Source organism: Arthrobacter sp. zg-Y1219 (genome assembly GCF_030125545.1).
In the GTDB taxonomy this organism is placed as follows: domain Bacteria; phylum Actinomycetota; class Actinomycetes; order Actinomycetales; family Micrococcaceae; genus Arthrobacter_B.
Window position 1 is genome coordinate 249,356 of record NZ_JASKLY010000013.1, and the last position, 22,205, is coordinate 271,560.

The 22,205-nt window shown below is 70.0% G+C and carries 20 protein-coding genes; 9 read left to right on the plus strand and 11 right to left on the minus strand.

Annotated features, from left to right (window positions below; all coding sequences use genetic code 11):
• The first annotated feature begins 517 nt into the window (after positions 1–517).
• Both dnaB and QNO00_RS10400 read left to right on the plus strand, forming a co-directional pair.
• The gene (gene dnaB, locus QNO00_RS10395; protein ID WP_229966442.1) at positions 518–1,891 is read left to right on the plus strand and encodes a replicative DNA helicase; all 1,374 of its coding nucleotides are present in this window, start codon (positions 518–520) and stop codon (positions 1,889–1,891) included.
• Between the two features lie 124 nt (positions 1,892–2,015).
• On the plus strand, positions 2,016–2,660 hold the full coding sequence (locus QNO00_RS10400) for a hypothetical protein (RefSeq protein WP_229966441.1): 645 nt from the start codon (positions 2,016–2,018) through the stop codon (positions 2,658–2,660).
• Positions 2,661–2,715: 55 nt separating this feature from the next.
• On the opposite strand, the gene QNO00_RS10405 is transcribed toward QNO00_RS10400, so the two are convergent.
• Positions 2,716–4,701, minus strand: a complete 1,986-nt coding sequence (locus QNO00_RS10405; protein WP_284024454.1) for an APC family permease — start codon at positions 4,699–4,701, stop codon at positions 2,716–2,718.
• A gap of 421 nt (positions 4,702–5,122) precedes the next feature.
• Here QNO00_RS10405 and QNO00_RS10410 point away from each other — a divergent pair, with 421 nt between their 5' ends.
• Positions 5,123–5,905, plus strand: a complete 783-nt coding sequence (locus QNO00_RS10410; protein WP_229966439.1) for a transglycosylase family protein — start codon at positions 5,123–5,125, stop codon at positions 5,903–5,905.
• A 109-nt stretch (positions 5,906–6,014) separates the two neighbouring features.
• Here QNO00_RS10410 and QNO00_RS10415 read toward each other — a convergent pair whose 3' ends face one another.
• Both QNO00_RS10415 and QNO00_RS10420 read right to left on the minus strand, forming a co-directional pair.
• Entirely contained in the window at positions 6,015–6,308 is a 294-nt protein-coding gene (locus QNO00_RS10415) for a MoaD/ThiS family protein (protein ID WP_284024455.1), read from the minus strand.
• Positions 6,305–7,411, minus strand: a complete 1,107-nt coding sequence (locus tag QNO00_RS10420; protein ID WP_284024456.1) for a WD40/YVTN/BNR-like repeat-containing protein — start codon at positions 7,409–7,411, stop codon at positions 6,305–6,307. The genes QNO00_RS10415 and QNO00_RS10420 overlap by 4 nt, the downstream gene beginning before the upstream one ends.
• Positions 7,412–7,531: 120 nt before the next feature.
• Here QNO00_RS10420 and QNO00_RS10425 point away from each other — a divergent pair, with 120 nt between their 5' ends.
• The 5 genes from QNO00_RS10425 (at position 7,532) to QNO00_RS10445 (ending at position 12,229) form a co-directional block, all read left to right on the plus strand.
• Positions 7,532–8,443, plus strand: a complete 912-nt coding sequence (locus QNO00_RS10425; protein ID WP_284024457.1) for a DUF4031 domain-containing protein — start codon at positions 7,532–7,534, stop codon at positions 8,441–8,443.
• A 21-nt stretch (positions 8,444–8,464) separates the two neighbouring features.
• Positions 8,465–9,721, plus strand: a complete 1,257-nt coding sequence (locus QNO00_RS10430; RefSeq protein ID WP_284024458.1) for an MFS transporter — start codon at positions 8,465–8,467, stop codon at positions 9,719–9,721.
• A gap of 9 nt (positions 9,722–9,730) precedes the next feature.
• On the plus strand, positions 9,731–11,092 hold the full coding sequence (locus QNO00_RS10435; protein WP_284024459.1) for an MATE family efflux transporter: 1,362 nt from the start codon (positions 9,731–9,733) through the stop codon (positions 11,090–11,092).
• A 57-nt stretch (positions 11,093–11,149) separates the two neighbouring features.
• Positions 11,150–11,740, plus strand: a complete 591-nt coding sequence (locus tag QNO00_RS10440; RefSeq protein ID WP_284024460.1) for a hypothetical protein — start codon at positions 11,150–11,152, stop codon at positions 11,738–11,740.
• 66 nt (positions 11,741–11,806) lie between these two features.
• Positions 11,807–12,229 carry a hypothetical protein gene (locus tag QNO00_RS10445; RefSeq protein ID WP_229966432.1) on the plus strand — a complete coding sequence of 141 codons (423 nt, stop codon included), beginning with the start codon at positions 11,807–11,809 and terminating at the stop codon, positions 12,227–12,229.
• A gap of 28 nt (positions 12,230–12,257) precedes the next feature.
• On the opposite strand, the gene rfaE2 is transcribed toward QNO00_RS10445, so the two are convergent.
• The gene (rfaE2, locus tag QNO00_RS10450; protein WP_284024461.1) at positions 12,258–13,817 is read right to left on the minus strand and encodes a D-glycero-beta-D-manno-heptose 1-phosphate adenylyltransferase; all 1,560 of its coding nucleotides are present in this window, start codon (positions 13,815–13,817) and stop codon (positions 12,258–12,260) included.
• Between the two features lie 368 nt (positions 13,818–14,185).
• Between rfaE2 and QNO00_RS10455 the strand changes: the two genes are divergently transcribed.
• On the plus strand, positions 14,186–15,379 hold the full coding sequence (locus QNO00_RS10455; RefSeq protein WP_284024462.1) for a glycosyltransferase family 9 protein: 1,194 nt from the start codon (positions 14,186–14,188) through the stop codon (positions 15,377–15,379).
• A 26-nt stretch (positions 15,380–15,405) separates the two neighbouring features.
• On the opposite strand, the gene QNO00_RS10460 is transcribed toward QNO00_RS10455, so the two are convergent.
• The 7 genes from QNO00_RS10460 to QNO00_RS10490 form a co-directional block, all read right to left on the minus strand.
• Positions 15,406–16,107 (minus strand): SDR family oxidoreductase, encoded by a 702-nt coding sequence (locus QNO00_RS10460; RefSeq protein ID WP_229966429.1) that lies wholly within the window; start codon positions 16,105–16,107, stop codon positions 15,406–15,408.
• A 67-nt stretch (positions 16,108–16,174) separates the two neighbouring features.
• Entirely contained in the window at positions 16,175–17,545 is a 1,371-nt protein-coding gene (locus QNO00_RS10465) for a PfkB family carbohydrate kinase (RefSeq protein ID WP_284024463.1), read from the minus strand.
• On the minus strand, positions 17,542–18,162 hold the full coding sequence (locus tag QNO00_RS10470) for a D-sedoheptulose-7-phosphate isomerase (protein WP_229966679.1): 621 nt from the start codon (positions 18,160–18,162) through the stop codon (positions 17,542–17,544). The genes QNO00_RS10465 and QNO00_RS10470 overlap by 4 nt, the downstream gene beginning before the upstream one ends.
• 32 nt (positions 18,163–18,194) lie before the next feature.
• The gene (locus tag QNO00_RS10475) at positions 18,195–19,463 is read right to left on the minus strand and encodes a glycosyltransferase (protein ID WP_284024464.1); all 1,269 of its coding nucleotides are present in this window, start codon (positions 19,461–19,463) and stop codon (positions 18,195–18,197) included.
• Positions 19,460–20,530 carry a glycosyltransferase gene (locus QNO00_RS10480; protein ID WP_284024465.1) on the minus strand — a complete coding sequence of 357 codons (1,071 nt, stop codon included), beginning with the start codon at positions 20,528–20,530 and terminating at the stop codon, positions 19,460–19,462. The genes QNO00_RS10475 and QNO00_RS10480 overlap by 4 nt, the downstream gene beginning before the upstream one ends.
• Positions 20,527–21,588, minus strand: coding sequence for a glycosyltransferase family 9 protein (locus QNO00_RS10485; protein WP_284024466.1), 1,062 nt, complete (start codon positions 21,586–21,588; stop codon positions 20,527–20,529). The genes QNO00_RS10480 and QNO00_RS10485 overlap by 4 nt, the downstream gene beginning before the upstream one ends.
• Complete coding sequence (locus QNO00_RS10490; RefSeq protein WP_284024467.1) at positions 21,585–22,121, minus strand: D-glycero-alpha-D-manno-heptose-1,7-bisphosphate 7-phosphatase; 537 nt, start codon at positions 22,119–22,121, stop codon at positions 21,585–21,587. The genes QNO00_RS10485 and QNO00_RS10490 overlap by 4 nt, the downstream gene beginning before the upstream one ends.
• Positions 22,122–22,205 lie beyond the last annotated feature (84 nt).

Here is a 22,205-nt window from a genome sequence, read left to right on the forward strand (position 1 = left end):
GGACCCACCGGGAGCATCCCGCACGCGCCCCTCACGGGCCGGAGGGAGCTCCTGTGGATATTAGCTGTGGACAATCGCCGCGGATCGGGGGATAACCCGGGCCATATGCCCCTTGAGGCCATCTGTCAACCTGAAAGCAGGGGGTGAATGTTGAGAAAAAATAGTCGCTATACACAGGTGTGGACGAGTATTTCCCCTAGTCAGAGAGCTATTTGCCGCAAAATCAATAGTTTATCCACACCCTTATGCCCAACCTGTGCACAAGACACGCCCAGTTATCAACATCTTGTCCACAAGGGCTGTGGATAACTCGTTTGGGAGCAGGGGTTTTCGGGACTACGGTTGCGGGTGAATCCCTTCTAATCGACTCCTTGCCCCGTCACCGAAGACGGTGCCGTTTGACCGGCGGCCGCCGCCCGCAAAAGTGTCACCGCGGCGGGATAGACCTGAATCAGCTGCCACCGGGCAGGGATCGCAACTCAGCAGTACCTTGGGAAAGGGTTACACAGTGTCGCTCATGCATACTGACGCACCGGCATCCAGCTCCAGCTCCGACTTCGCACGGACACCGCCGCAGGATCTGGTTGCCGAGCAGTCAGTTCTGGGCGGCATGATGCTCTCCAAGGACGCCATTGCTGACGTGGTCGAGGTGCTCCGCGGCATCGACTTCTACCGCCCGGCACACGAATCCATTTTTGAAGCCATCATTGACCTGTACGGCCGGGGCGAACCGGCCGACGCCGTCACCATCTCCGATGAGCTCACCAAGCGCGGCGAGATTGGTCGCATCGGCGGCCCGGCGTACCTCCACACGCTCATCCAGTCGGTGCCCACCGCGGCCAACGCCGGTTTCTACGCGGAAATTGTCCGTGAGCGGGCCGTCCTGCGCCGCCTTGTGGATGCCGGGACCAAGATCGTCCAGCTGGGTTACTCCAGCGACGGCATGGAGGTTGACGACATCGTCAACGCCGCCCAGGCCGAGGTCTACGCCGTCGCGGAACGGCGCACCGCCGAGGACTACGTGCCCCTGAAGGACATCATCGAGGGCACGGTGGACGAAATTGAAGCCGCCCAGCACAAGGGCGAGGGGATGACCGGCGTGCCGACCGGTTTCTACGAACTTGATGAACTGACGCAGGGGCTGCACCCCGGCCAGATGATCGTGATCGCCGCCCGCCCCGCCGTGGGTAAGTCAACCTTCGCCCTGGACTTCGCCCGCTCGGCCGCCATCAAGAACAACATGACCACCGTCTTCTTCTCGCTGGAAATGGGCCGCAACGAGATTGCCATGCGCCTGCTCTCCGCGGAGGCCACGATCGCCCTGCAGGACCTGCGCAAGGGAACCATCAAGGACGAGCAGTGGGGCAAGATCGCCACCACCATGGGCCGGATGAATGAGGCTCCGCTGTTCATCGACGACAGCCCCAATATGTCGCTGATGGAAATCCGCGCAAAATGCCGGCGCCTGAAGCAGCGCCACGACCTGAAGCTCGTGGTCCTTGACTACCTGCAGCTGATGTCTTCCGGCAAGAAAGTGGAGTCACGCCAGCAGGAAGTTTCCGAGTTCTCCCGTGCCCTGAAGCTGCTGGCCAAGGAACTGGAAGTCCCGGTCATCGCCCTGTCGCAGCTGAACCGTGGTTCCGAGCAGCGCACCGACAAGAAGCCGATGATCTCCGACCTGCGTGAATCCGGTTCCATCGAGCAGGACGCCGACATGGTCATCCTGCTGCACCGCGAGGACATCTACGACAAGGAGTCCCCGCGCGCCGGCGAAGCTGACGTGATTGTGGCCAAGCACCGCAACGGTCCCACCAAGACCATCACCGTGGGCTTCCAGGGCCATTACTCCCGCTTCTCCAACATGGCGGTGGAGGGCGGCTCGGGCTTCTAGGCCTGCCGCCCGGAGCCTTCTCCGGGCCGGGACCGCCCCGGCGACTAGAATCGGTACTGCCGGTCTGCAGCCCGAGGGTTCTTCGCCAGCCGTCCCCTGACCAGTTCTTTCCCAAGGAGTACCCGTGCCCAAGTCCAAACCCCGCAAGAAGGCCGCCGCCAAGAAGAAGCAGGCCCGCCGCACCGAGCACGAAACCAATCTGCTCTTCGGCAACACGCCAACGTTCGTCAGTGACGAGGGCGAGGCGCTGCTCACGGCCCGCGGCTGGATCAGCGAGCGGAGCCAGCCCGGCGGGGCAGACCAGGGCGACGCCTGGTACTGGATGCCGTCGCAGCTTCCCGCCTACCTGGAAGAGGGCGAGCCTGTGCCCACCTCCGTCTATCCCCTGGAAACCGGATTCGTCAGCCAGCTGGCGACGGCGGACGGCTCGGTTCCGGCCGAGGCCCAGACCGAGTATGCCTCCCTCGAGGAACTTGAGGCGGACCTGGAACGGCTGGAGGCCTACCGGGTTCCGGAAGAATCCTGGACCGTCCTGGGCGGCGGGCCCGGCAAGGACGAGACCCCGGGTGAGCTCATTGACACCATCGCCGAGGAATGGGAGCTCGTTGCCGAGCTGATTCACTTCCCGTACAGCAATGAGCCGGGTCCGCGGTCATTTGAGGCCGTGGAGCAGGCGCATGGCGAAGGGCGGCTGACGGAGTACGCCTACCGCTCGGTCCTCGCCGGCCGGGGACTGCCCGTTCCCGCCGTCACCAACCCGGACGACTAGCCGGACGCCGTCGTCGCCGGGACGGTGACGACGGCGGCGCCGGGCGCCTCCGCCGCTAGAGCCCGGAACCGGGCGTCGGCGTGGCGTTGCGGTCCCGGCTGGAGGCGAGCTGCCAGGGAACGCTGGCCACCATGATGCCCGGCTCGAAGTGCAGCCGTGCCTTGATCCGCAGCGCGGTTTGGTTGTGGACCAGCTGCTCCCACCAGCGCCCGACGACGTACTCGGGGATGTAGACCACAAACAGGTCCCGCGGGGCGGTCCGCCGCGCCTCGCGCAGGTACGCGAGCACCGGGGAGACGGTCTCCCGGTACGGGGAGGACAGGACCGTCAGCGGCACCGGAATCTGCAGGCGCTCCCACTCCTCCAGGACGCGCTCGGTGTCCTCGGAGTCAATGTCCACGACGATCGCGTTCAGGCTGGACGGCCGCGAAGCCCGGGCGTAGGCCAGTGCCCGCAGGGACGGTTTGTGCACCTTGGAAACCAGGATGACGGCGTTCACCCGCGAGGGCAGGGCCAGGCCCTGGACATTGTCCTCCACCGAGAGTTCCCGGGCCACGGAGTCATAGTGCGTCCGGATGGAGAACATCAGCAGATACAGCCCGCCCATTGCCAGCAGGGCAATCCAGGCGCCGTGGGTGAACTTGGTGATCAGGACAATCAGCAGCACCAGCGCGGTCATGCCGAAGCCGACGGCGTTGATTACCCGGGAGCGCTGCATCCGGCGCCGGGCGTCCCTTTTCCGTTCGGTGCGCAGCTTGGCCGTCCAATGCCGGATCATGCCCAGCTGGCTGACGGTAAACGAGACGAACACGCCGACAATGTACAGCTGGATCAGCCGGGTGACGTCGGCGTTGAAAACCAGTATCAGCACCAGGGCGCCGAGGCCAAGGGCGATGATGCCGTTGCTGAAGGCGAGCCGGTCGCCGCGCGTGCGCATCTGCCGGGGCAGGAAGCCGTCCTTGGCCAGGATCGAGGCCAGCACCGGAAAGCCGTTGAACGCAGTGTTCGAGGCGAACACCAGGATCAGGCCGGTTGCGGCCACCACAATGTAGAACGGGAGGCTGCCGTCGCCGAAGACGGTTTCCGCAAGTTGGCTGATGACCGGATGCTGCACGTAATCCGGGCCCACGGGGGCGCCGTTCAGGGTCAGCTGGGTGGCCGGGTCCTGGACGACGCGGACCTCGGTGGCGCTGGCCAGGGCCAGGATGCCGGCCAGCATGGACGCACTCACCACGCCCAGCAGGAGCAGGGTGGTGGCGGCGTTGGTGCTCTTGGGCTTGCGGAAGTTCGGCACCCCGTTGCTGATGGCCTCCACACCGGTCAGGGCGGCGGCCCCCGAGGAGAAGGCCCTCAGCAGCAGAAAGGCTCCGGCCAGGCCCACCAGTCCGCTGTCCAGCCCCGACTCCGGGACCAGGTCAAACGCCGCGGACGGAGCATCGGCCAGGTTTCCCGCGGCTGCCTGGAACGCGCCGTAGGCACACATGCCCAGCACCGATGCCATGAAGAGGTAGGTGGGAACCGCGAAGAGGGTGCCCGCTTCCCGGATGCCGCGCAGGTTGACCAGGACCAAAGTGGCCACGCCAACGGCGGCTATCGGAGCCTGAAGCCCGTTGAGCGCCGGCGCGGCCGTCACCAGATAGTGGGAGGCCGACGACATGGAAACTGCGACCGTGAGCACGTAGTCCACCAGCAGGGCGGAGGCGACCGTCATCCCCGCGGGTTTGCCGAGGTTGGCGTTGGCGATCTCGTAGTCTCCCCCGCCGGAAGGATAGGCGTGCACGTTCTGCCGATAGGACGCGACGACGGTCAGGAGGACCACGATGACGGCCAGCCCGACCCAGGGCGAAAGGGTGACGGCGGTTACTCCGGCCAGGGCCAGGGTCAGCAGGATTTCGTCCGGGGCGTAGGCCGCGGACGAGAGGGCGTCGGATGCATACACGGGAAGGGCAATGCGCTTGGGAAGAAGCGTGCGCGAGAGCTGTTCGTTGCCGTAGGGACGCCCGACAAGAATGCGTTTCAACGCATTGAGGAAGGTGAGCACGTGGTCAAACCCTAGACCCGGGACCCTTGGCTGTCCACAGCGCAAGGGTGCACGCTCTATGAGCTTCGGCACAGCTGACGCGGCGTCCCATACCCGATCCGCGTGTTGATACGGGTATCAGAAGCATAACGATCCGCTGTGATCGATACCATTTTGGAATCAGTTGGACTCGGAGCCAACATGTCTTACGGTAGTTAACGGTTCGGCAAAGGTCCGGACCGCAGTCGGACCCATGGTGTCCGGCGATCAGGCTGGCACCGTTCCAGGTGCAGCCGCACGCTCGGTGCCTCGAGCCACCAGATGTCGCCACTTCGTCAGGCACCGTATCCATGCCCTCTATTTTCACATGGGGCTGGCGGCAGCGTAGAGAAGCCCTGGGAAGGGTGGAACGCAGGTGGGCCCTTGGGAGCAGCCACTACTAATGACCAAGTCTAAGATCAGCCGAAACGTGCGCCGGGGACTCGCTGTTGCAGCCATCTCAGGTGCAGGCCTCGCCCTGACCGCAGTACCGTCTCAGGCTGCTGACGCGAGCACATGGGATGCACTGGCACAGTGCGAAAGCGGCGGTGACTGGAGCATCAACACCGGCAACGGATTCTCCGGCGGACTTCAGTTCACGCCGAGCACCTGGGCTGCCTTCGGCGGCACCGGTGATCCGTCCTCCGCTAGCCGGGAACAGCAGATTGCCGTGGCCGAGCGTGTTCTCGCCGGCCAGGGCTGGGGCGCATGGCCCGCCTGCTCCGCCAAGCTCGGTCTGTCCGGCGGTGCCACCGGTTCGGTGAGCACCGAGAGCCAGGCCGTTGCCCCGGCCACGCCGGAATACGTGGCCCCGGAGCAGACCACGCAGCAGTATGTTGCCCCCGAACAGACCACTGAGTACGTCGCCGAGGCGCCGGTTCAGGAAACTGTTCCGGTGGAGACCTACGCCGTCCCCGAGACCCCGGTGGTACCGGAGGCCGCAGTGCCGCAGACCCCGGTACAGGTCCTGCCTGAGGCTCCGGCCCCTGCACCGGCTCCGGTGCAGACCCCGGCCCCGGCCCTGAGCGGTGAAACCTACACCGTCCAGTCCGGCGACACGCTCTCCGCCATTGCCGAGAAGCTGGGTATCGAAGGTGGCTGGCCGGCACTGTACAACGCCAACGCCGACACCATCATCCACGCAGACCTGATCTTCACCGGCCAGGTGCTGCAGCTCCCGGCCTAACAACCGGGCAGAACAGCCGGGGATCCGCAGAACCGCGGGACCCAAAAGCAGCAGGCGCTCCGCCGAAAGGCGGGGCGCCTGCTGCGTTAAGCCAAGGCCCGGCCGTGAGCTAACCGCCTGCCACGGATTGCAGGATCAGGACCTCCGCGCCCGGACGCACCCGGCTGGCCAGCCCGTCCAGCGCCCGCAGCTCCTCGCCGTCGATATAGACGTTCACGTAGCGCCGCAGCCGGCCGGCCTCATCCCGGATCCGGCGTTCCAGCCTGGGGTAGTCAACCGCCAAGCCGTCCAGGAGCTGAGCGGCAGTCAGTCCGGCCCCGGCGGCCCGCTCCAGCTCTCGGTTCCCTCCGGCGGCGGCGAACAGCCCTGCCGGCAGGACCAGATGAACCGGCTCCGGGATCATGCGCCGAATCCTGCCGGCACGATGCCGGCCCGCACGCACAGCACATCGGGAAGGTTGCCGGCCACGAGCGAGAAGGTGTCTCCCTCGTCCGCGCTGCCGAACACCTGGCCGCCGCGCGTGCCGAAATAGATTCCGGCGGGTTCGGCAGTGTCCACGGCTGCGGCGTCGCGGAGGACCGCGTTGTAGTCGGTTTCGGGCAAGCCGTCGTCGAGCCGGGTCCAGCTTTCCCCGGCGTCGGTGCTGCGGTACACGGCGAGGCGGCCGTCCGGCGGAATCCGCTCGCCGTCGGCCTTCAGCGGCACGGTCCAGATGGTGCCCGGCCGGGTGGGATGGGACAGCATGACAAAACCGAAATCGGCCGGCAGCCCGCCGGCAATCGAGATCCACGAGTCCCCGCCGTCGTCGGAGCGGTACACGCCGTGGTGGTTCTGCACGTAGAGCCGCTGCGGATCACCGGCGTCGCGGGCCGCCTTGTGCACGCACTGGCCGAACTCAGGATTCGGATCCGGCAGGAAATAGGCGCTGATGCCGTTGTTGCGCGGAACCCAGGACGCACCGCCGTCGTCCGTCCGGTACACCCCGGCCGTGCTGATGGCCACATGAACGGTGTCATCGGCCGGGCTGGGCAGAACCGTGTGCGCGGCCGCGCCGCCGAACCCGGCGCCCCACTCGCTGCGGTGGGGATGATCCCAAAACGGCTGGTTAATCTCGAAGTGCTCACCGCCGTCGGTGGACTTCCATACGGAAATGGGCTCGGCGCCGGCCCACACCACGCCCGGGCGCGCATCGCTGTCCGGCTGCAGCTGCCACACCCGCGCCAGTGCCTCGCCGGTCTCCTCCGGGAACCGGACGGCACCGTCTTCGGGTTCGCTCCACGTTGCGCCGAGGTCATCGGAGTGGACGACGCACGGCCCCCAGTGCCAGTTCATGATGCCCGCGAGGATGCGGGGTGTTCCGCCGCGCGTATCAACCGCCAGCGAGGCGACTTCGTCCATCAGGAAGTGCGGGCCGGCCACTGTCCAGGCATGCCGGTCGGTGCTGGTGGCCAGCCACAGGCCCTTTTTGGTGCCGATGGCCAGGACGGCGGTGTCCCCGTTTTTCATGCCAGTATTCGACCACGCGGCGGGGCCCCGGACAAGGGCGGGCCGCAGGGCCCGCATGGAAATACTGCCCTCCGTCCGGTAGGTATGAAGGATGTCCTTCTTGCATGAGGGGCCGTTCCGGTGATTTACATTGACCCGCCGCTGTGGCCCGCGCACAACACACTGTTCTCCCATTTGGTTTCCGACACCTCGCTGGCCGAGCTGCACAGCTTTGCCGCTGACGCGTCCATCGCCGTCCGGGCCTTCGACCTGGACCACTACGACGTGCCGGCCGGCCGCTACCGCGACCTGGTGGCGCGGGGAGCGGTGGAGGTCGACGGCGGCACCCTGGTGCGCCTGCTCATCGGCAGCGGGCTGCGGATCAAGGCCCGGGAGCGCAGCGCCTCCCTGGTGCATCCGCTGCTCGCCCGCTGGGAGGCCCTGCTGCCGGGCCGCCGTGAGCTGGGGGCGGAGCTGCTGAACCGCTGGGGCGAACCGCACCGCCGCTACCACGACCGCCGCCATCTGCTCGCAGTCCTGGAAGCCGCAGAGCTGCTCTGCGGCGGCCGGCCGCCGCGGACGGTCCTCCTGGCCGCCTGGTTCCATGACGCCGTCTACCGGGGCGCCGCTGACGACGAGGAACAGTCCGCCCGCCTGGCCGAGGACCTGCTGGCCGAGGCGAACCTTCCGGCGCAGGAGATCCGTGAAACCTCACGACTGGTCCGGCTGACCGCCGGACACGATCCCGCCCCCGGAGACCTCGCGGGGCAGGTGCTCTGCGACGCCGACCTCTCGGTGCTGGGCCGGGAGCCGGAGGCCTACCGCCGTTACCTTGCCGACGTGCGGAGTGAGCATCGGCACCTGGATGATGCGGCCTTCGCGGACGGCCGCGGGCGGGTGGTCCGCGGGCTGCTGGCCCTGGAGCCGCTCTTTCGCACCTCCGCTGCGCGGCACCGCTGGGCGGAGCAGGCACGCCGGAACCTGTTGTCCGAATTGGCGCCCGGGATCAGCGCTGACGAAGGGGCGGGCGGCGAAAAAGCCCTAGAGTTCTAGTGTGACCAGGGAAACACGAGCGTGAACGGCAACCGGAAGCCGTGGGCGGGGCATGCCAAGGGCAGCCGGGGGTACCGCGGCGTGCTCATCGGCCTGACCGCGGCAGGCGTGGCCACTTTCGCCCAGCTGTATTCGGTGCAGGGCGTCCTGCCCGGGCTGGCGGCGGACCTGGACATCTCCGCCTCTTCCGCAGCCCTCACGGTTTCCGCGGCAACCCTGGGCCTGGCCGCGGCAGTGATCCCGTGGTCCGCCGCTGCCGACCGCTTCGGCCGGCTGCCGGTGATGCGGCTGGCCATCCTCGCCGCCGTCGTGCTGGGCCTGGCGGTGCCCTTCAGCCCCAACCTGCCCGTCCTGCTGGTGCTGCGCTTCGCCGAAGGTGCGGCGATGGGGGGAATTCCCGCCGTCGCCCTGGCCTACCTGAGCGAAGAGGTGTCCCGGGTGCACGCTGCCGTTGCCGCCGGCAGCTACGTGTCGGGCACCACGATCGGCGGGCTGGCCGGCCGCATCGTGGCCGCTCCGCTGAGCGACGCCGCGAACTGGCGGGTCGGCGTCGGCGCCGTCAGCCTGCTGGCTGCCGTGGCAGCCGTGGTGTTTATGCTCACCGCACCGAAGCAGCAGGGATTCTCGCCGCTGCGGCGGACCGATCCCGGGCCGGGCCTCGGCGGGCGGCTGCTCCTGAATCTGCGCAATCCGCGGCAGCTGAGCCTGTATCTGCAGGGGTTCCTGCTGATGGGCGGATTCGTCGCGGTCTACAACTATTTGGGCTTTCGGCTGGGTGAGGCACCGTTTTCGTTGCCGCAGGGTGTTGCCAGTTTCCTGTTCCTCGCCTATCTGGCCGGCACCTGGTCCTCCCGTGCCGCCGGAACCCTGGCCGGCAGGCTCGCCGGGCACGGCGGGCGCAAAACCGTCCTGCTGGCCTCGATAGCGGTCATGGCCGGCGGATTGGCGCTCACGCTGGCCGCCTGGCTGCCCGCGGTGATTGCCGGCCTGGTCGTGTTCACCGCCGGCTTCTTCGCCGCTCACTCCATTGCCTCCGGCTGGACGCCCTTCCTGGCCACCTCCGGACGGGCCCAGGCCTCGTCCCTGTACAACCTGTTCTACTACGCCGGCTCCAGCGTGCTCGGCTGGGCCGGCGGCTTGTTCTTCCAGGCCTGGGGCTGGTCCGGGCTCAGTGCCTTCGTGGCAACGCTGCTGGCCGTGTCGGCCGCCGTGGCTGCGGCGGCGCTCGCCCCCGAGCCCCTGGCGGCGCCGGCCAATCCGGCCCTGAAAAAACCGTAGGCTGTTCCCGTGGGCACTTCTTCGTCGCAGACTTCCAACCCGGTCCTGGGCCGGCGCATCCTGGCCCTGGCCGTGCCGGCGCTGGGCGCGCTGATCGCCGAACCGCTGTTCCTGATCGCCGATTCCGCCATCGTGGGGCACCTGGGCGTCAACGAGCTCGCCGGGGTGGGCCTGGCGTCCACCGTGCTGCAGACCGCCGTCGGCCTCATGGTTTTCCTGGCGTATTCCACCACGGGGACCGTGGCACGCTATCTGGGCGGAGACCGCCACCGCGACGCCGTGGCCGCCGGCCGCGACGGGATGGGGCTGGCACTGATCCTCGGCGTCGTGCTTTCCACCGTCGGCATCCTGGCCGCGCCGCGGCTGGCCTCCGCACTGGGCGCCACCGGGGAGGTGCACCGGTTCGCGGTGGACTATCTGCAGTATTCAATGCCCGGGCTGACCGCCATGCTGGTGGTGCTTGCCGCCACCGGCGTACTGCGCGGACTGCAGGACACCCGCACGCCGCTCGCCGTGGCCGGCATCGGTTTCGGAGTGAACATTGGCCTGAACTACCTGCTGGTCTACGGCTTTGACCTGTCGGTGGCCGGGTCAGCTCTGGGCACCAGCATCACGCAGTGGGGCATGGCGGCGGTCTACCTGGTGCTGGTCGGCCGGATGGCGCGGCAGGCCGGGGTCTCCCTGCGGCCATCACCCGCGGGGATCCTGGCCACCGCGCATGTGGGGTCATGGCTGATGCTGCGCACGCTGAGCCTGCGCCTGGCCGTGCTGGCCGCCGTGTTGGTGGCCACCGCGCAGGGACCGCAGTCCCTGGCCGCCCATCAGCTGGTGATGACGGTCTTCACCTTCCTGGCCTTTGCCCTCGACGCCCTGGCGATCGCCGCGCAGGCGCTCATCGGCAAGGAGCTGGGGGCGGGCAACCGGTCATTGGCCCGGGAACTGACCCGGCGGATGATCCGCTGGGGGGTCGGATTCGGCGTGGTCACCGGCCTGCTGCTGGCCGCCGCTGCGCCCTTCGCCGGCTGGATTTTTACGCCCGACGCCGGGGTCCAGTCAGCGCTGACCGCCGGACTGTGGGTGCTGGCCGCCTCCCAGCCGATCTGCGGACTGGTGTTCGTGCTTGACGGTGTCCTCATCGGTGCCGGCGATGCCCGCTACCTTGCCGTCACCGGTGTGCTGAACCTGCTGGCGTACCTGCCGCTGCTGTGGTGGGTCCACGCCGCGGGTCTGGAAGGCCCCGGCGGGATCGCCTGGCTGTGGGCCGCCTTTGCCTTGGGATACATGAGTGCACGCGCTGCCACGCTTACCTGGCGCATCCGGCAGGACGCCTGGATGGTCACCGGGGCGGCACCGGGCACCGCAAGCGACTAAGCTGGTGGGTGGCCAACCGGCCAGATGATTCGTTATGACGAAAGCGGAGGCTCAGCAGTGGGAGATTCGAACCACGGCACCCCGTGGGTACCCATCCTCCTGCGTTCCGTCACGGCGGCTGCCTTCGGGATTCTGACCGTCTTCTGGCAGTCCCCGGGAGTGAACGTGCTGTCGATCGCCGGCGGACTGTACCTCCTGCTCACCGCCGTCACAGTCTGGCGGGTGTCCAGCCTGGCAGGCGGGCAGGGGCTGGCGCAGGTCCGCAGCCTGCAGCTGCTTGAGGCAGCGGTGTACGCCGTGGCCGGCCTCGCCGTCCTCGCGCTCCGATCCGTGGAGGCCTTCTGCGCGGCGGCAGGTGCAGCGCTGCTGATCGGCGGCGCCGTGGAACTCTACCTCTGGGCCAAGGCCCGCGGAGCGTTCCTGCCGGCGCGCGACTGGCTGATCACGGGCGTGGTGAGCCTAGGAACGGCAGCCATCCTGGTCGCGGTTCTGGCCATGGGCCTGGGCGCGCACGCCATGCTGGGAGTTTCCGGCGGGTCGGCGATCATCCTCGCGGTTGTCCTGGCCATCTCCGGACTGGGAGCCCGCTGGGACGCCCGGTCGCAGGGCCGGTCACATCCGGCAGCGGCAGGCCGGGAAACCCCGTAAACTGAACAACTCCGGGTTCTACCTACTGTAGAACCGGTGCACTCATCAACAGCAGGAGGAAAAACAGTGGCGAACAGCTCATCCGGTGGGCCGCAGAAGCGGAACTCCGTGAAGGCCCCGCTCATTTTTTCGGCCGTGCTGGCCGTGGTTGCGGGCGTCGCCACCATGATCTTCGCCACCGGCGGCGTTGACAAGGAACTGCGGTTGGATCTCGCCTTCATTGCTGCCGGCATTGCCTTCATCGCCTCGCTGCTGATCTGCTCGCTGCTGCTGATGACGGAAAAGCCCAACCCGGACCACCTCAGCGAGGGCTCCGGCGTCAACCGCAGCTCGGCGAAGATTCCCGGCGGCGCAGGCAGCGTCGGCGGCCAGGGCCGCGGTGCCAACCGCGGCGGTGCCGGCCCCGCGCCGGCGGCGGGCGGACCGGCCGCGAACGCGGCCGCCCCCGATGCGGCCGACGGCGGCCGCCCCACTGACCCGACAGCCTAGCCGCCCGCTCCGCGGAGCAGCAGCGGCTTCACTGCCCGGCCCCGGCCTCATCCTCCGGCCCGGACCCGGCCGGCTGCCGGTCGTCAGCCTGCCGGCCGTCCTCCCGCCGACCCTCCGCCTGCCCCGGCCGCAGCGATGCGGCCTGGATCCGCTCCACGACGGCGGTGGTGGAATGGTCCGCGACATAGTCCAGAATCCGCACCTGCCCGCCGCAGGCCCGAACCACCCGGGTTTCCTGCAGCATCTCGGGGGAGTAGTCCCCGCCCTTCGCGTAGACGTCCGGCCGCAGCGCCTCGATCAGCGGTATTGGCGTGTCGGTGTCGAAGATGGTCACGTAGTCAACACAGCTCAGGGCCGCAATCACCCCGGCGCGGTCATGCACCGGATTGATCGGCCGGCCCGGACCCTTGAGGCGGGTCACCGAGGCATCGCCGTTGAGCGCCACCACCAGGATGTCGCCAAGCGCCTTCGCCTGCTGGAGATAGCGGGTATGACCGCGGTGCAGCACATCGAAGCACCCGTTGGTGAGCACTATCCGCTTCCCCGCGGCCCGGTCGGCGGCCACGCGTGCCGCCAGGTCCCCGGGCGACAGCGCCGTGTCGGCCAACGCCGTCAGGTGCAGCTCCAGATCCGCTGCCGTGCAGACGGAGGTACCGGCCCGTTGAACGACGACGTCGGCGGCGTTCTGCGCCAGGTCCGCCGCCGTGCTCAGCGGCAGCCCGGCGGCCCGGGCGAGGGTCAGGCACGCCACGAAGGTGTCTCCGGCGCCGGAGGCCTGCTTCTCGGCGGCAGGGCGGGCCCAGGTCCGGTGCATTGCGCCGTCGGCGGTCAACAGTACGGTGCCCTCCCGGTCCAGGGTGACGACGGCGGAGGCGGCACCCGAAGCGCGCAGCAGGTCCGGGCCCAGTCCGCCGATCTGCCCGGCGCGGTCCGTCCCCGGCCGCAGCCTGACGCCCAGCAGGCGTGCCGCTTCCTGCGAATTGGGGGTGACGAGGTCGGCCGCCAGTCCGGCCCACAGTCCCGGATCGTGGGCATCAACCACGGTGAGCCTGCTGCCGCGGGAAGCAATCAGTGCGTCGCGCACCCGGCCGTGCAGCAGCCCGGAGCCGTAGTCGCACACCACCACGGCGTCCGCGTCCCTGAGCCACGCATCCAGCGAGGCGGCTAGCTGCTCCTCAGCCTCGGCCGGAACCGGGCTGCCGCCGTCGTCCATCCGCAGCATCACCTGCTCGCCGGCCAGGACGCGGAATTTCGTGGCCGTCCGGGCGGCGGGATGGGCGAGCAACTGCTGCTGGTCCACGCCTGCCGCCCCCAGCAGGACGCGCAGCCGCCGGCCGGCGTCGTCCTCACCCGCCAGCCCCGCCAGCCGGACCCGGGCTCCCAGGGCCTGAAGATTCATTGCGGTGTTGGCGGCACCGCCCGGGAAATAGTCCCGGCGGGCGATATCGACCACGGGTGCCGGTGCTTCGCGGCAGAACCGGTCAGTCGTGCCTGACCACCAGCCGTCCAGCATGACGTCCCCGATGACGGCAATCCGCGGCGCCGCAGCTGCCAGCCGGCCGGGCAGCCAGGGGGTCAAACTGCGCAACCCGCTCAGGTCCGCCACGGTGTTCACGCCGCCCCCGGAATGCCGGCGGGGGAGCCCATGGGGGAGCCTGTGGGGGAGCCGGCGGCAGCGGAGGCGGGGGCTGAAGCGGCGCTGGCTGACATGGAACTCCTCGGAATCGGAACTCAGTGGCAACTCGTGTCTAGGTTTCCTACCCGTTTGGCGCGGGTTTACACGGTTTGGCAGCGGAAGATTTTCTGCGTCCGCAACGGTTGGGATCGGCGCTCCCAGGCCCTAGGGTGGGGCCAGCAAACATCCGCGACGCGTGCGGCGGCCCGCGCCGGCAGCGGTGCAGACCCCGCGGCGACCCAGGCGGTGCGGCTTCGGAGCGGTCCGGAAGGAAAGAGGGCATGGCAGCAGCAGGGAACATCGGGCAGGCAGGCGATCCGGGGCAGGCAGGGGAGGCAGCGCAGGCAAGGGAGGCGGCGCCGGCCCTGCGCCGCGGGGTGGGGCCGGTCCTGGCGCCGTTCCCGGGGGTGTCCCGGATCGCTGTTCTGCGCGGCGGTGGCCTGGGGGACCTGATGTTTGCCCTGCCGGCCATCGAGGCCCTCGCCGCCGCGTATCCGGACGCCGAGATCACTCTTCTGGGGGCGCCCCTGCACGCGGCGCTGTTGGCGGGCCGGCCCGGTCCGGTGCACCGCGTGGAAGTGCTGCCCTTTGCATCGGGGATACGGCCCGGCCCCGACGATCCGGCGGCGGCGGCCGCGTTCCACGCCGCCATGCGGGCCCGCAGCTTCGATCTGGCCGTGCAGGTCCACGGCGGCGGCCGCAACTCCAATCCGTTCCTGCTTCAGCTCGGCGCCGCGCACACGGTTGGCACCCGGACGCCGGACGCCGCACCCCTGGAACGCACCATTCCCTACATCTACTACCAGCATGAGGTGCTGCGGGCGCTGGAGGTGGCGGGCCTGGCGGGGGCCGTTCCGCTCACGCTGGAGCCGCAGCTGGAAGTCCTTCCGGTGGAGGAGGAGAAAGCCGAGGCGTACCTGGCGCCCGGCCGGGACCTGGTCACCCTCCATCCCGGGGCGACCGATCCGCGGCGCCGCTGGCCGGCGTCGGCCTTCGCCGCCGTCGCGGTGCGTGCGGCCGCCGACGGCTGCCGGGTCCTGGTGGTGGGGGACGACGACGGCGACCGGCGCCTCGCCGAGCAGATCGTCGCGCTGAGCCTGGCCGAATCCGGGCCGGAAACCGACGTCGCCTCCGTGGCCGGACAACTGGACATCGGCACCCTGGCGGCCCTGCTGAAGGCCAGCACCGTGATGGTCGGCAACGACAGCGGCCCCCGCCACCTGGCGCAGGCCGTTGGCACCCCCACGGTGGGCATCTACTGGTTCGGAAACGTGATCAATGCCGGCGCCATGGGCCGCACCCGGCACCGGGTGCACATGTCCTGGGTGTCCGCCTGTCCGGTCTGCGGGATCAACGTCACCCAGGTCGGCTGGACCGCCGAACGCTGCGCCCACGACGATTCCTTCGTGGCCGCGGTGGACGCGGCGGCGGTGTACGCCGACGTGGCCGAGCTGCGGACGGCACCGCCGGCCTAGGAGTTACACCTAGGCCGGGCCGCCGGTCAGGGCCAGGAGTCCTCCTCCTCGTGGCAGATGACCATTTCCCGGATTTCGCATCCGCGCGGCTGGTGCAGGGCGAAGAGGATCGCCTCGGCCACGCGCAGCGGATCATTGAGCCGGGAATCGTCCTGCGGCTTGTACTGCTCCGTGCGGTCGTCGAAGAAGGAGGTTTTCATGCCGGAGGGGATCATGGTGGTCACACCCATCCGGCCCCGGGTTTCTGCGGCCAGCGCGCGGCTGAAGCCCACCACGGCGAACTTCGAGGCGCAGTACGCCGTGGCGTCCGAGACGGCTTTGATCCCCAGACTGGAGGCCACCGTGACGGCTCGGCCGTGGCTTTCCAGCAGATAGGGAAGCGCGGCGCGGACCACCGAGACGGTGCCGAGCAGGTTCACGCCGATGACCTTCTCCCATTCCTCGGCGGCAACATCCTCGAGGCGTCCGCAGCGGTCGATGCCGGCGGCGGTCACCACCGCATCCAGGCCGCCGAGGGATTCCGCAGCGTCCCGGACGGCGGCCTCAACGGCGGCCCGGTCCGCGACGTCCACCTCGATGGCCTTTGCCGCGCCCACCGTGCTGATGTCCCGGTCGAGGACGACGGCGGTTCCGCCGGCCGCGGTCACGGCCTGCACTACGGCGGCGCCCAGGCCTGACCCGCCGCCGGTAACGAGCACCCGTCCGGGGTTGGAGAGTTGCAGTGACATGCGTTTTTCCTTTCATCATGGGTCCCGCGCTTCAAATGTGCCGGGATCAAACCGAATGAGATGCGCTTTAGCCGACCCTGGCCAGGGCCGAGGCCAGGGCTGTGGTGGAGCGGGCCGGGTGATACGGCACGGTCACGGTTTCGCCGCCCCACGCCTTGATCAGCCGGGCTTCGGGCAGTTGGTCCTCGCGGTAGTCTCCGCCCTTGACCCAGATATCCGGTCGCAGCCGGTCCAGTGCCGCTTCCGGGGTGTCTTCCTCAAACACCAGCACCCCGTCCACGCAGCCCAGGGACAGCAGCAGCTCGGTGCGGTCCTCCTGGCCGATGATCGGGCGCTGCTCACCTTTGAGTCGGCGGACCGAGCTGTCGGAATTCAGGACCACGATCAGGCAGTCGCCCAGTCGGCGGGCCGCTGACAGGGTCCTGGCGTGACCGGCATGGAGCAGGTCGAAGCAGCCGCCGGTGGCAACCACCGTTCCGCCGCGTTCCTGCACCGCCTTGGCGGCGGCCAGGGCATCCAGGCTGCTGCTGCGCAGCTGGGCCGGCCCTTTTTCCCGCTGCAGGGCGGCCACGCCGCCGGCGGCCAGGAACCCGGCGGCGGCCTGCACCGCCTGTTCCGCGGCGGGTTCCAGCGCCGTTCCCCGGGCCAGGGCCAGGATCAGGGTGGCGGAGAACCGGTCTCCGGCCCCGCAGGTGTCCCCGGCGTGCACCTCCGGCGCCGGAATCACTTGAGGCAGTCCGGCGGCGGGCAGCACCAGGGCTCCCAGGGCGCCGAGGGTCACCACCACGGCTCGGCTCTGCCACCTGTCGAGCAGCTGCTCGGCGGCGTGCAGGGCCGCAGGAATGCCCCCGGTTCCGCTGCCGGTTCCGCCGGCGCTGCGCAGGGCTTCGGGCAGGTTCGGTGTCACGGCGGCCACGCCGGGCACCGGGTCGCTGCCGGCCGGATGCGGGTCCCAGACCACCGGCGCCCGTGCCGCCACGGTCTCCAAGACGTCGCGCAGGCGGGGATCGGCGGTCAGCCCGCGCCCGTAATCAGCCACGACCACCGCGTCGGCGGCGAACAGCACCGAGAGCATTTCGTCCGTGACGTCTGGCGCCGGCGGCGGTCCGCAGGCCTCGTCGAAACGCACCACCGCCTGGGCTCCGGCGCGGATGCGGGTCTTGACCGGAGTGGGTGCCCCGGAAGCTCCGGCAACGACGTCGACGCCGCTGAGGGCGGCGCGCAGGTCAGCGGCGGCGCCGTCGTCGGACAGGGCAGTGACCAGGCGCACGGCATGGCCGTCGCGGGCCAGGAGCCGGGCCACCAGGCCCGCTCCGCCGGCGCGCTTGCGGATGCTGTCCACGTCCACCACCGGAACCGGCGCGTCGGGGGACAACCGCTGGGCGCTGCCGGTGATGTCGGTGTCCAGCAGGACGTCGCCAACCACTACGATCCTCACGGCTGCTCCTCTCCGCCGCGGCGGGAAACCTCGGCGTCAAAGGCCCGGCACAGGGCGTGCAGGGCAATCAGATGGGCTTCCTGCGCGTTGGCGGCCCGGGCCTCGATGCTGACTGAGTCGTCGCAGGCTTCGCTGAGCGGATTCGGTCCGCGGCCGGTCAGCGCCCAGGTGGTGATGCCGGTGTGCCGCGCAGCCTCGGCGGCGCGCAGCAGATTGGGGCTCCGGCCGCTGGTGGAGAGCAGGATCAGCACGTCGCCGCGGCGGCCGTGGGCCAGGACCTGCCGGGCGTACAGCTGGTCGAAGCCGTAGTCGTTGGCGATCGCGGTCACGGCTGATGTTTCGGCATGCAGGGCGAGGGCGGAGAACGGCCGCCGTTCGCCGTCGAACCTGCCCACCAGTTCCGCGGTCAGGTGCTGGGCCTCCGCCGCCGACCCGCCGTTGCCGGCGGCAAGCAGGCGCTGCCCGGCCAGCAGCCGGCCGGCGAGCTCCACGCCCCAGCCGGTGAGCCGCAGGGCCTGCGCTTCGACCGATGCGACCGCCGGCCGCAGGTCGGACAGGTGCTGCAGGACGGCCCGGTGGGCGGTCTGGATGCCGGGCAGCAGGGTGTCGGCCAGCAGTGTGCCGGCGGCCGGGGTTGCGGATTCGGGCTTCACAGGGCCTTGCCCCCCAATGGCTGCAGGCTGCCCTGCCGGGCCGCTGCCGTGCCGTCCGCGGTTACCTGGTAGGCCTTTTCGGTGTCGGCGGCCACCCGGTCCCAGGAGTAGCGCGCCCGGGCACGCTGCCGGCCTGCAGCACCGAGGCGGCGGCCCAACTCGGGATTGCGCAGCAGCTGGGCCAGCGCCGCGGCCAGGGCCCGGGCATCGCGGGGCGGCACATGCAGTCCGGTTTTTCCGTGCACCACGGTGTCGATCAGCCCGCCGACGGCCGATACCACCACCGGAACCCCGCAGGCCATGGCCTCCAGCGGAACAATGCCGAACGGCTCGTACCAGGGGGCGCAGACCACGGCATCGGCACTTCGCAGCACCGCGGGCATCTGTTCCCGCGGCACCTGACCGCGCAGCAGTACGCGGTCCGCGACGCCGAGGGCCCTGGCCAGGCCCAGCAGCCGCTGGGCCTCCGGATCGGATGCCAGCCCGGCGGAGTCGGAGGCGCCGCCCACGATCAGAAGTTCGACGTCGTCGATTCCGTCCTCCGCCAGCAGCGCCAGTGCCTGCACCGCCAGATCCACGCCCTTGCGCGGAACCAGCCGGCCGACGGCGGCAATCCGCCGCCGCCGGCCGCGCGGCTCCGCGGGTCCGCCGGCACCAAAGAGCTCCAGATCCACGCCGCAGGGCGCCACGGAGATCCGGCCGCCAGGGATGCCCATCGCCTTCAGTTCGAAGACCTCGTCCGAACAGGTGGCAATCACCCGGTCGGCGCTGCGTCCAACGGAGGGCTCAAGCCAGGCGCGCTCCGGCGGGCTGGTGTCTGAGGTGCCCTGATGCCGTTTTTTCACGGTGCCCAGGGCATGGAAGGTCTGCACCACCGGAACGGGATAGCCCGGCGCCTCGAATCGGCGGGCGGCCTCCAGTGCGGCCACTCCGGACATCCAGAAGTGCGCGTGCACCACGTCCGGCGGAGTCCCGCCCCAGTCCGCCGCGATGCCGTCGGCCAGCTCATGCATATAGGGCAGCAGGGCATCCTTGGGCAGCACCCGTGCGGGGCCGGCGTCCACGTGCACCACGTCCAGGCCGCTGCACACCGGAACCACCGCGGGCAGGGCGGGATCGTCGCGGCGGGTGTAGACGCGCACGGAATGCCCGCGGCGGGCCAGCGCCACCGACAGCGCCGCAACGTGCACGTTCTGCCCGCCGGCATCCACTCCGCCCAGGGCCGCCAGCGGACTGGCGTGTTCGGACACCATTGAGATTTTCACTGCCTGCCCCCTCCGGCCGCTGCCGACACTTCCGTGAGCCGCTGATTCGGCGGCGTTTCCGCGGCGTTTCCCCTGCACCCCGGGTCCGGCGGCCGTCCGCCGCCCCGGGTTGCCACGTCCGACAGCGTGGTGTCCCAGGCCGCCAGGAACGCGGCCAGGCCGTAGTGCTGCAGGGCAAAGTTCCGGGCGGCCCGGCCCCGCATCCGTGCCTCCTCGGGCTCGCGGACCAGGTCCGCTGCCCGCTGGACCAGTTCCCCGACGTCGGCGGAAATCCCTCCGGCCTCCGGGGGGACGGCGCGGACGGCTTCGGTGGTAGCCAGTGCCAGCACCGGCAGGCCCAGGTGCATCGCTTCGAGCAGGGACAGGCCCAGGGACGTCCAGCGCATGGGATGGACGTAGGCCCGGCATCCGGCCAGTTCCGCATGCAGCGCTTCGGTGGCCAGGTCGCCGCGGACGCTGAGGTCATCCGGGCCCAGGCCGGTGGCGGCGGCCAGCCCCTCGCCGCCCATGCCGAAAACCTCCAGCCGGGCGGCGCGGGCGAAGCGCGGCAGCAGATCGGTGCCGGTGACCCGCCAGCGGCGGACCGGATCATTGATCACCACCCCCAGGTGTTCCCGCTCCCCGGTGTACCGGTAGCCGGGATCCGGAATGCCGTGTTCGATGACCCGGGTGGGTGCCCGGCCGCTGTCCCAGAACAGGCTGTTGAAGTGCGTGACGTGAATGATGGGGATGCTGCTCTGGTCGGCGAGCGGATGGCTGCCGCCGGGGACGCCGTTCCGGGGGGTGTTGTGTTCCAGGTACACGGCCGGAAGGTCCCTTCCGGGGCGCCGGCCCAGCAGGCGCTCGCAGGCATCAAGCTCCTCCGGCCGCTGGAGCACGACGGCGTCGATCTCCGCATCCCGCAGGTCGCCGGGGGCGCATTCGAGCGCTGACGCCGGCCAGTTCCGGCCGCCCCGGCCCAAGCCCCACGGGCCGCCTTCCGCAGTGGCCGGCAGGATGTACTCGTGCGGTCCGCGGACGAAGGCTTCCATCCAGCCGCCGTGCACGTGCCACAGCAGGATCCTCATGCAGTCCTCGTTTCTCTGCGCGTTCCCAAAGAGGTCACTCCGGCGGTTAAGCGGTGCACTGCCTCCACCACCTCTTCCGGCATGATGTCGGAAAGGCAGGGGTGCCCCGGGACCGGGCAGTCCCGGGCCCGGCTCAGCCGGCAGGGAGCATTTTGGTTCCCCAGCAGTTCCAGGGGCACCCGGTACGGCGCCCACCGGACGGCCGGCACCACGGGGGCGAACAGGCTCACCACGGGCGTTCCGACGGCTGCGGCCAGATGGGCCGGACCGGTGTTGCCGACGACGACGGCCGACGCTCCGGTCAGCACGCCGGCCAGGGACCGCAGGTCGGTGCGCCCGCCCAGATCCAGGCCTGCCACGCCGGCCACCGTGGCGGTCAGCCGGGTTTCCCCGGGACCGCCCGTGACGACCACCCGGTGCCCGGCGGCGGTCAGCAGTTCCACCACCGCCGCGTGGTGCAGGGCCGGCCAGGCGCGGGCCGGAACCGCCGCGCCCGGGTGAACCACCACGTAGGGGCCGCTGCCCACCAGATGCCCAACGTCGGGGGTTTCGCGCAGGCGCAGGCGTCCGTCGTCGTCCGCCGGCAGCCGGTAGCCGGCCGCCCCGGCGATCCGCAGCGCCCGCTCCGCTTCGGGCTGGTCCTCGGGGAAGTCCTCGCCGGGCCGCAGCCGGATGTCCAGGAGCGAACCGGCGTAATCCACCGACGCCCCGGTGATCCGGGCAACGCCGGCCAGGCGCAGCACCAGGGCCAGCGGCAGCGGGGATTGGTGGAACGAGGTCAGGATCACCGCTTCCTCGATGCCTGCCCGGCGCACCTCCTCCTCCAGGCGGGTAAGGGAGGCGGCGGTTGCCGGCGGCGCCGGATCGGTGATCCAGGCGGCGGTCCAGGTGAGTACGCTCTCGGCGCCGGGCAGGAGGCGGCCAGCGTCGGCCCCCTGCGGTCCGCACAGCAGGGTGACCCGGGTCTGCGGCCCGGCCGCGACCGCACGGACGGCCGGCCCCGCGAGCAGCACATCTCCGGCACTGTCCAGCCGGGCCACCAGCACGCGGCGCGTCACGGGCGGCCCAACAGCAGTGCGACGGCGCCGGCCAGATCCCGGGCCACCAGCGGGGCGGCGGCGGTTTCCTCGGGCAGCGTGACGGCGGTGGGCACCAGGACGGCCCGGGCACCGGCGGCTTGGGCGGCCGCCATGTCAGCGCCGATGTCGCCGATCACCGCCACCTCTGCGGGTCGCAGGCCCAGCCGGGCGCAGGCACTGTGGATCATGCCCGGCTGCGGTTTGCGGCACCCGCATCCGTCCTCCGGTCCGTGCGGGCAGACCTCCCAGACGTCGAACCGGCCGAGCAGATACTGGATCCGGGCGTTGACGGCCGCCACCTGGGAGGGCGTCAGCAGGCCGCGGGCCACGCCGGACTGATTGCTGATGACACCGGTCCGGATGCCCTCCCGCCGCAGCTGCCGCAGGATCCCGGCGGCCTGGGGAAAGGGCTGCACCAGGTCCGGATTGCCGTTGTACGGGACATCGCGCACCAGTGTGCCGTCACGGTCGAAGAGCACCGCGCGCGGCGTTTCGAAGGTCAGTTCTCCCATACCGAACTTGTTCCCCATCCGTATCGCACCTAAACAGTTTTGCCGCCACTTCTTCTCGCTCTTCTTCCGTTGCTTAGCCCGCAG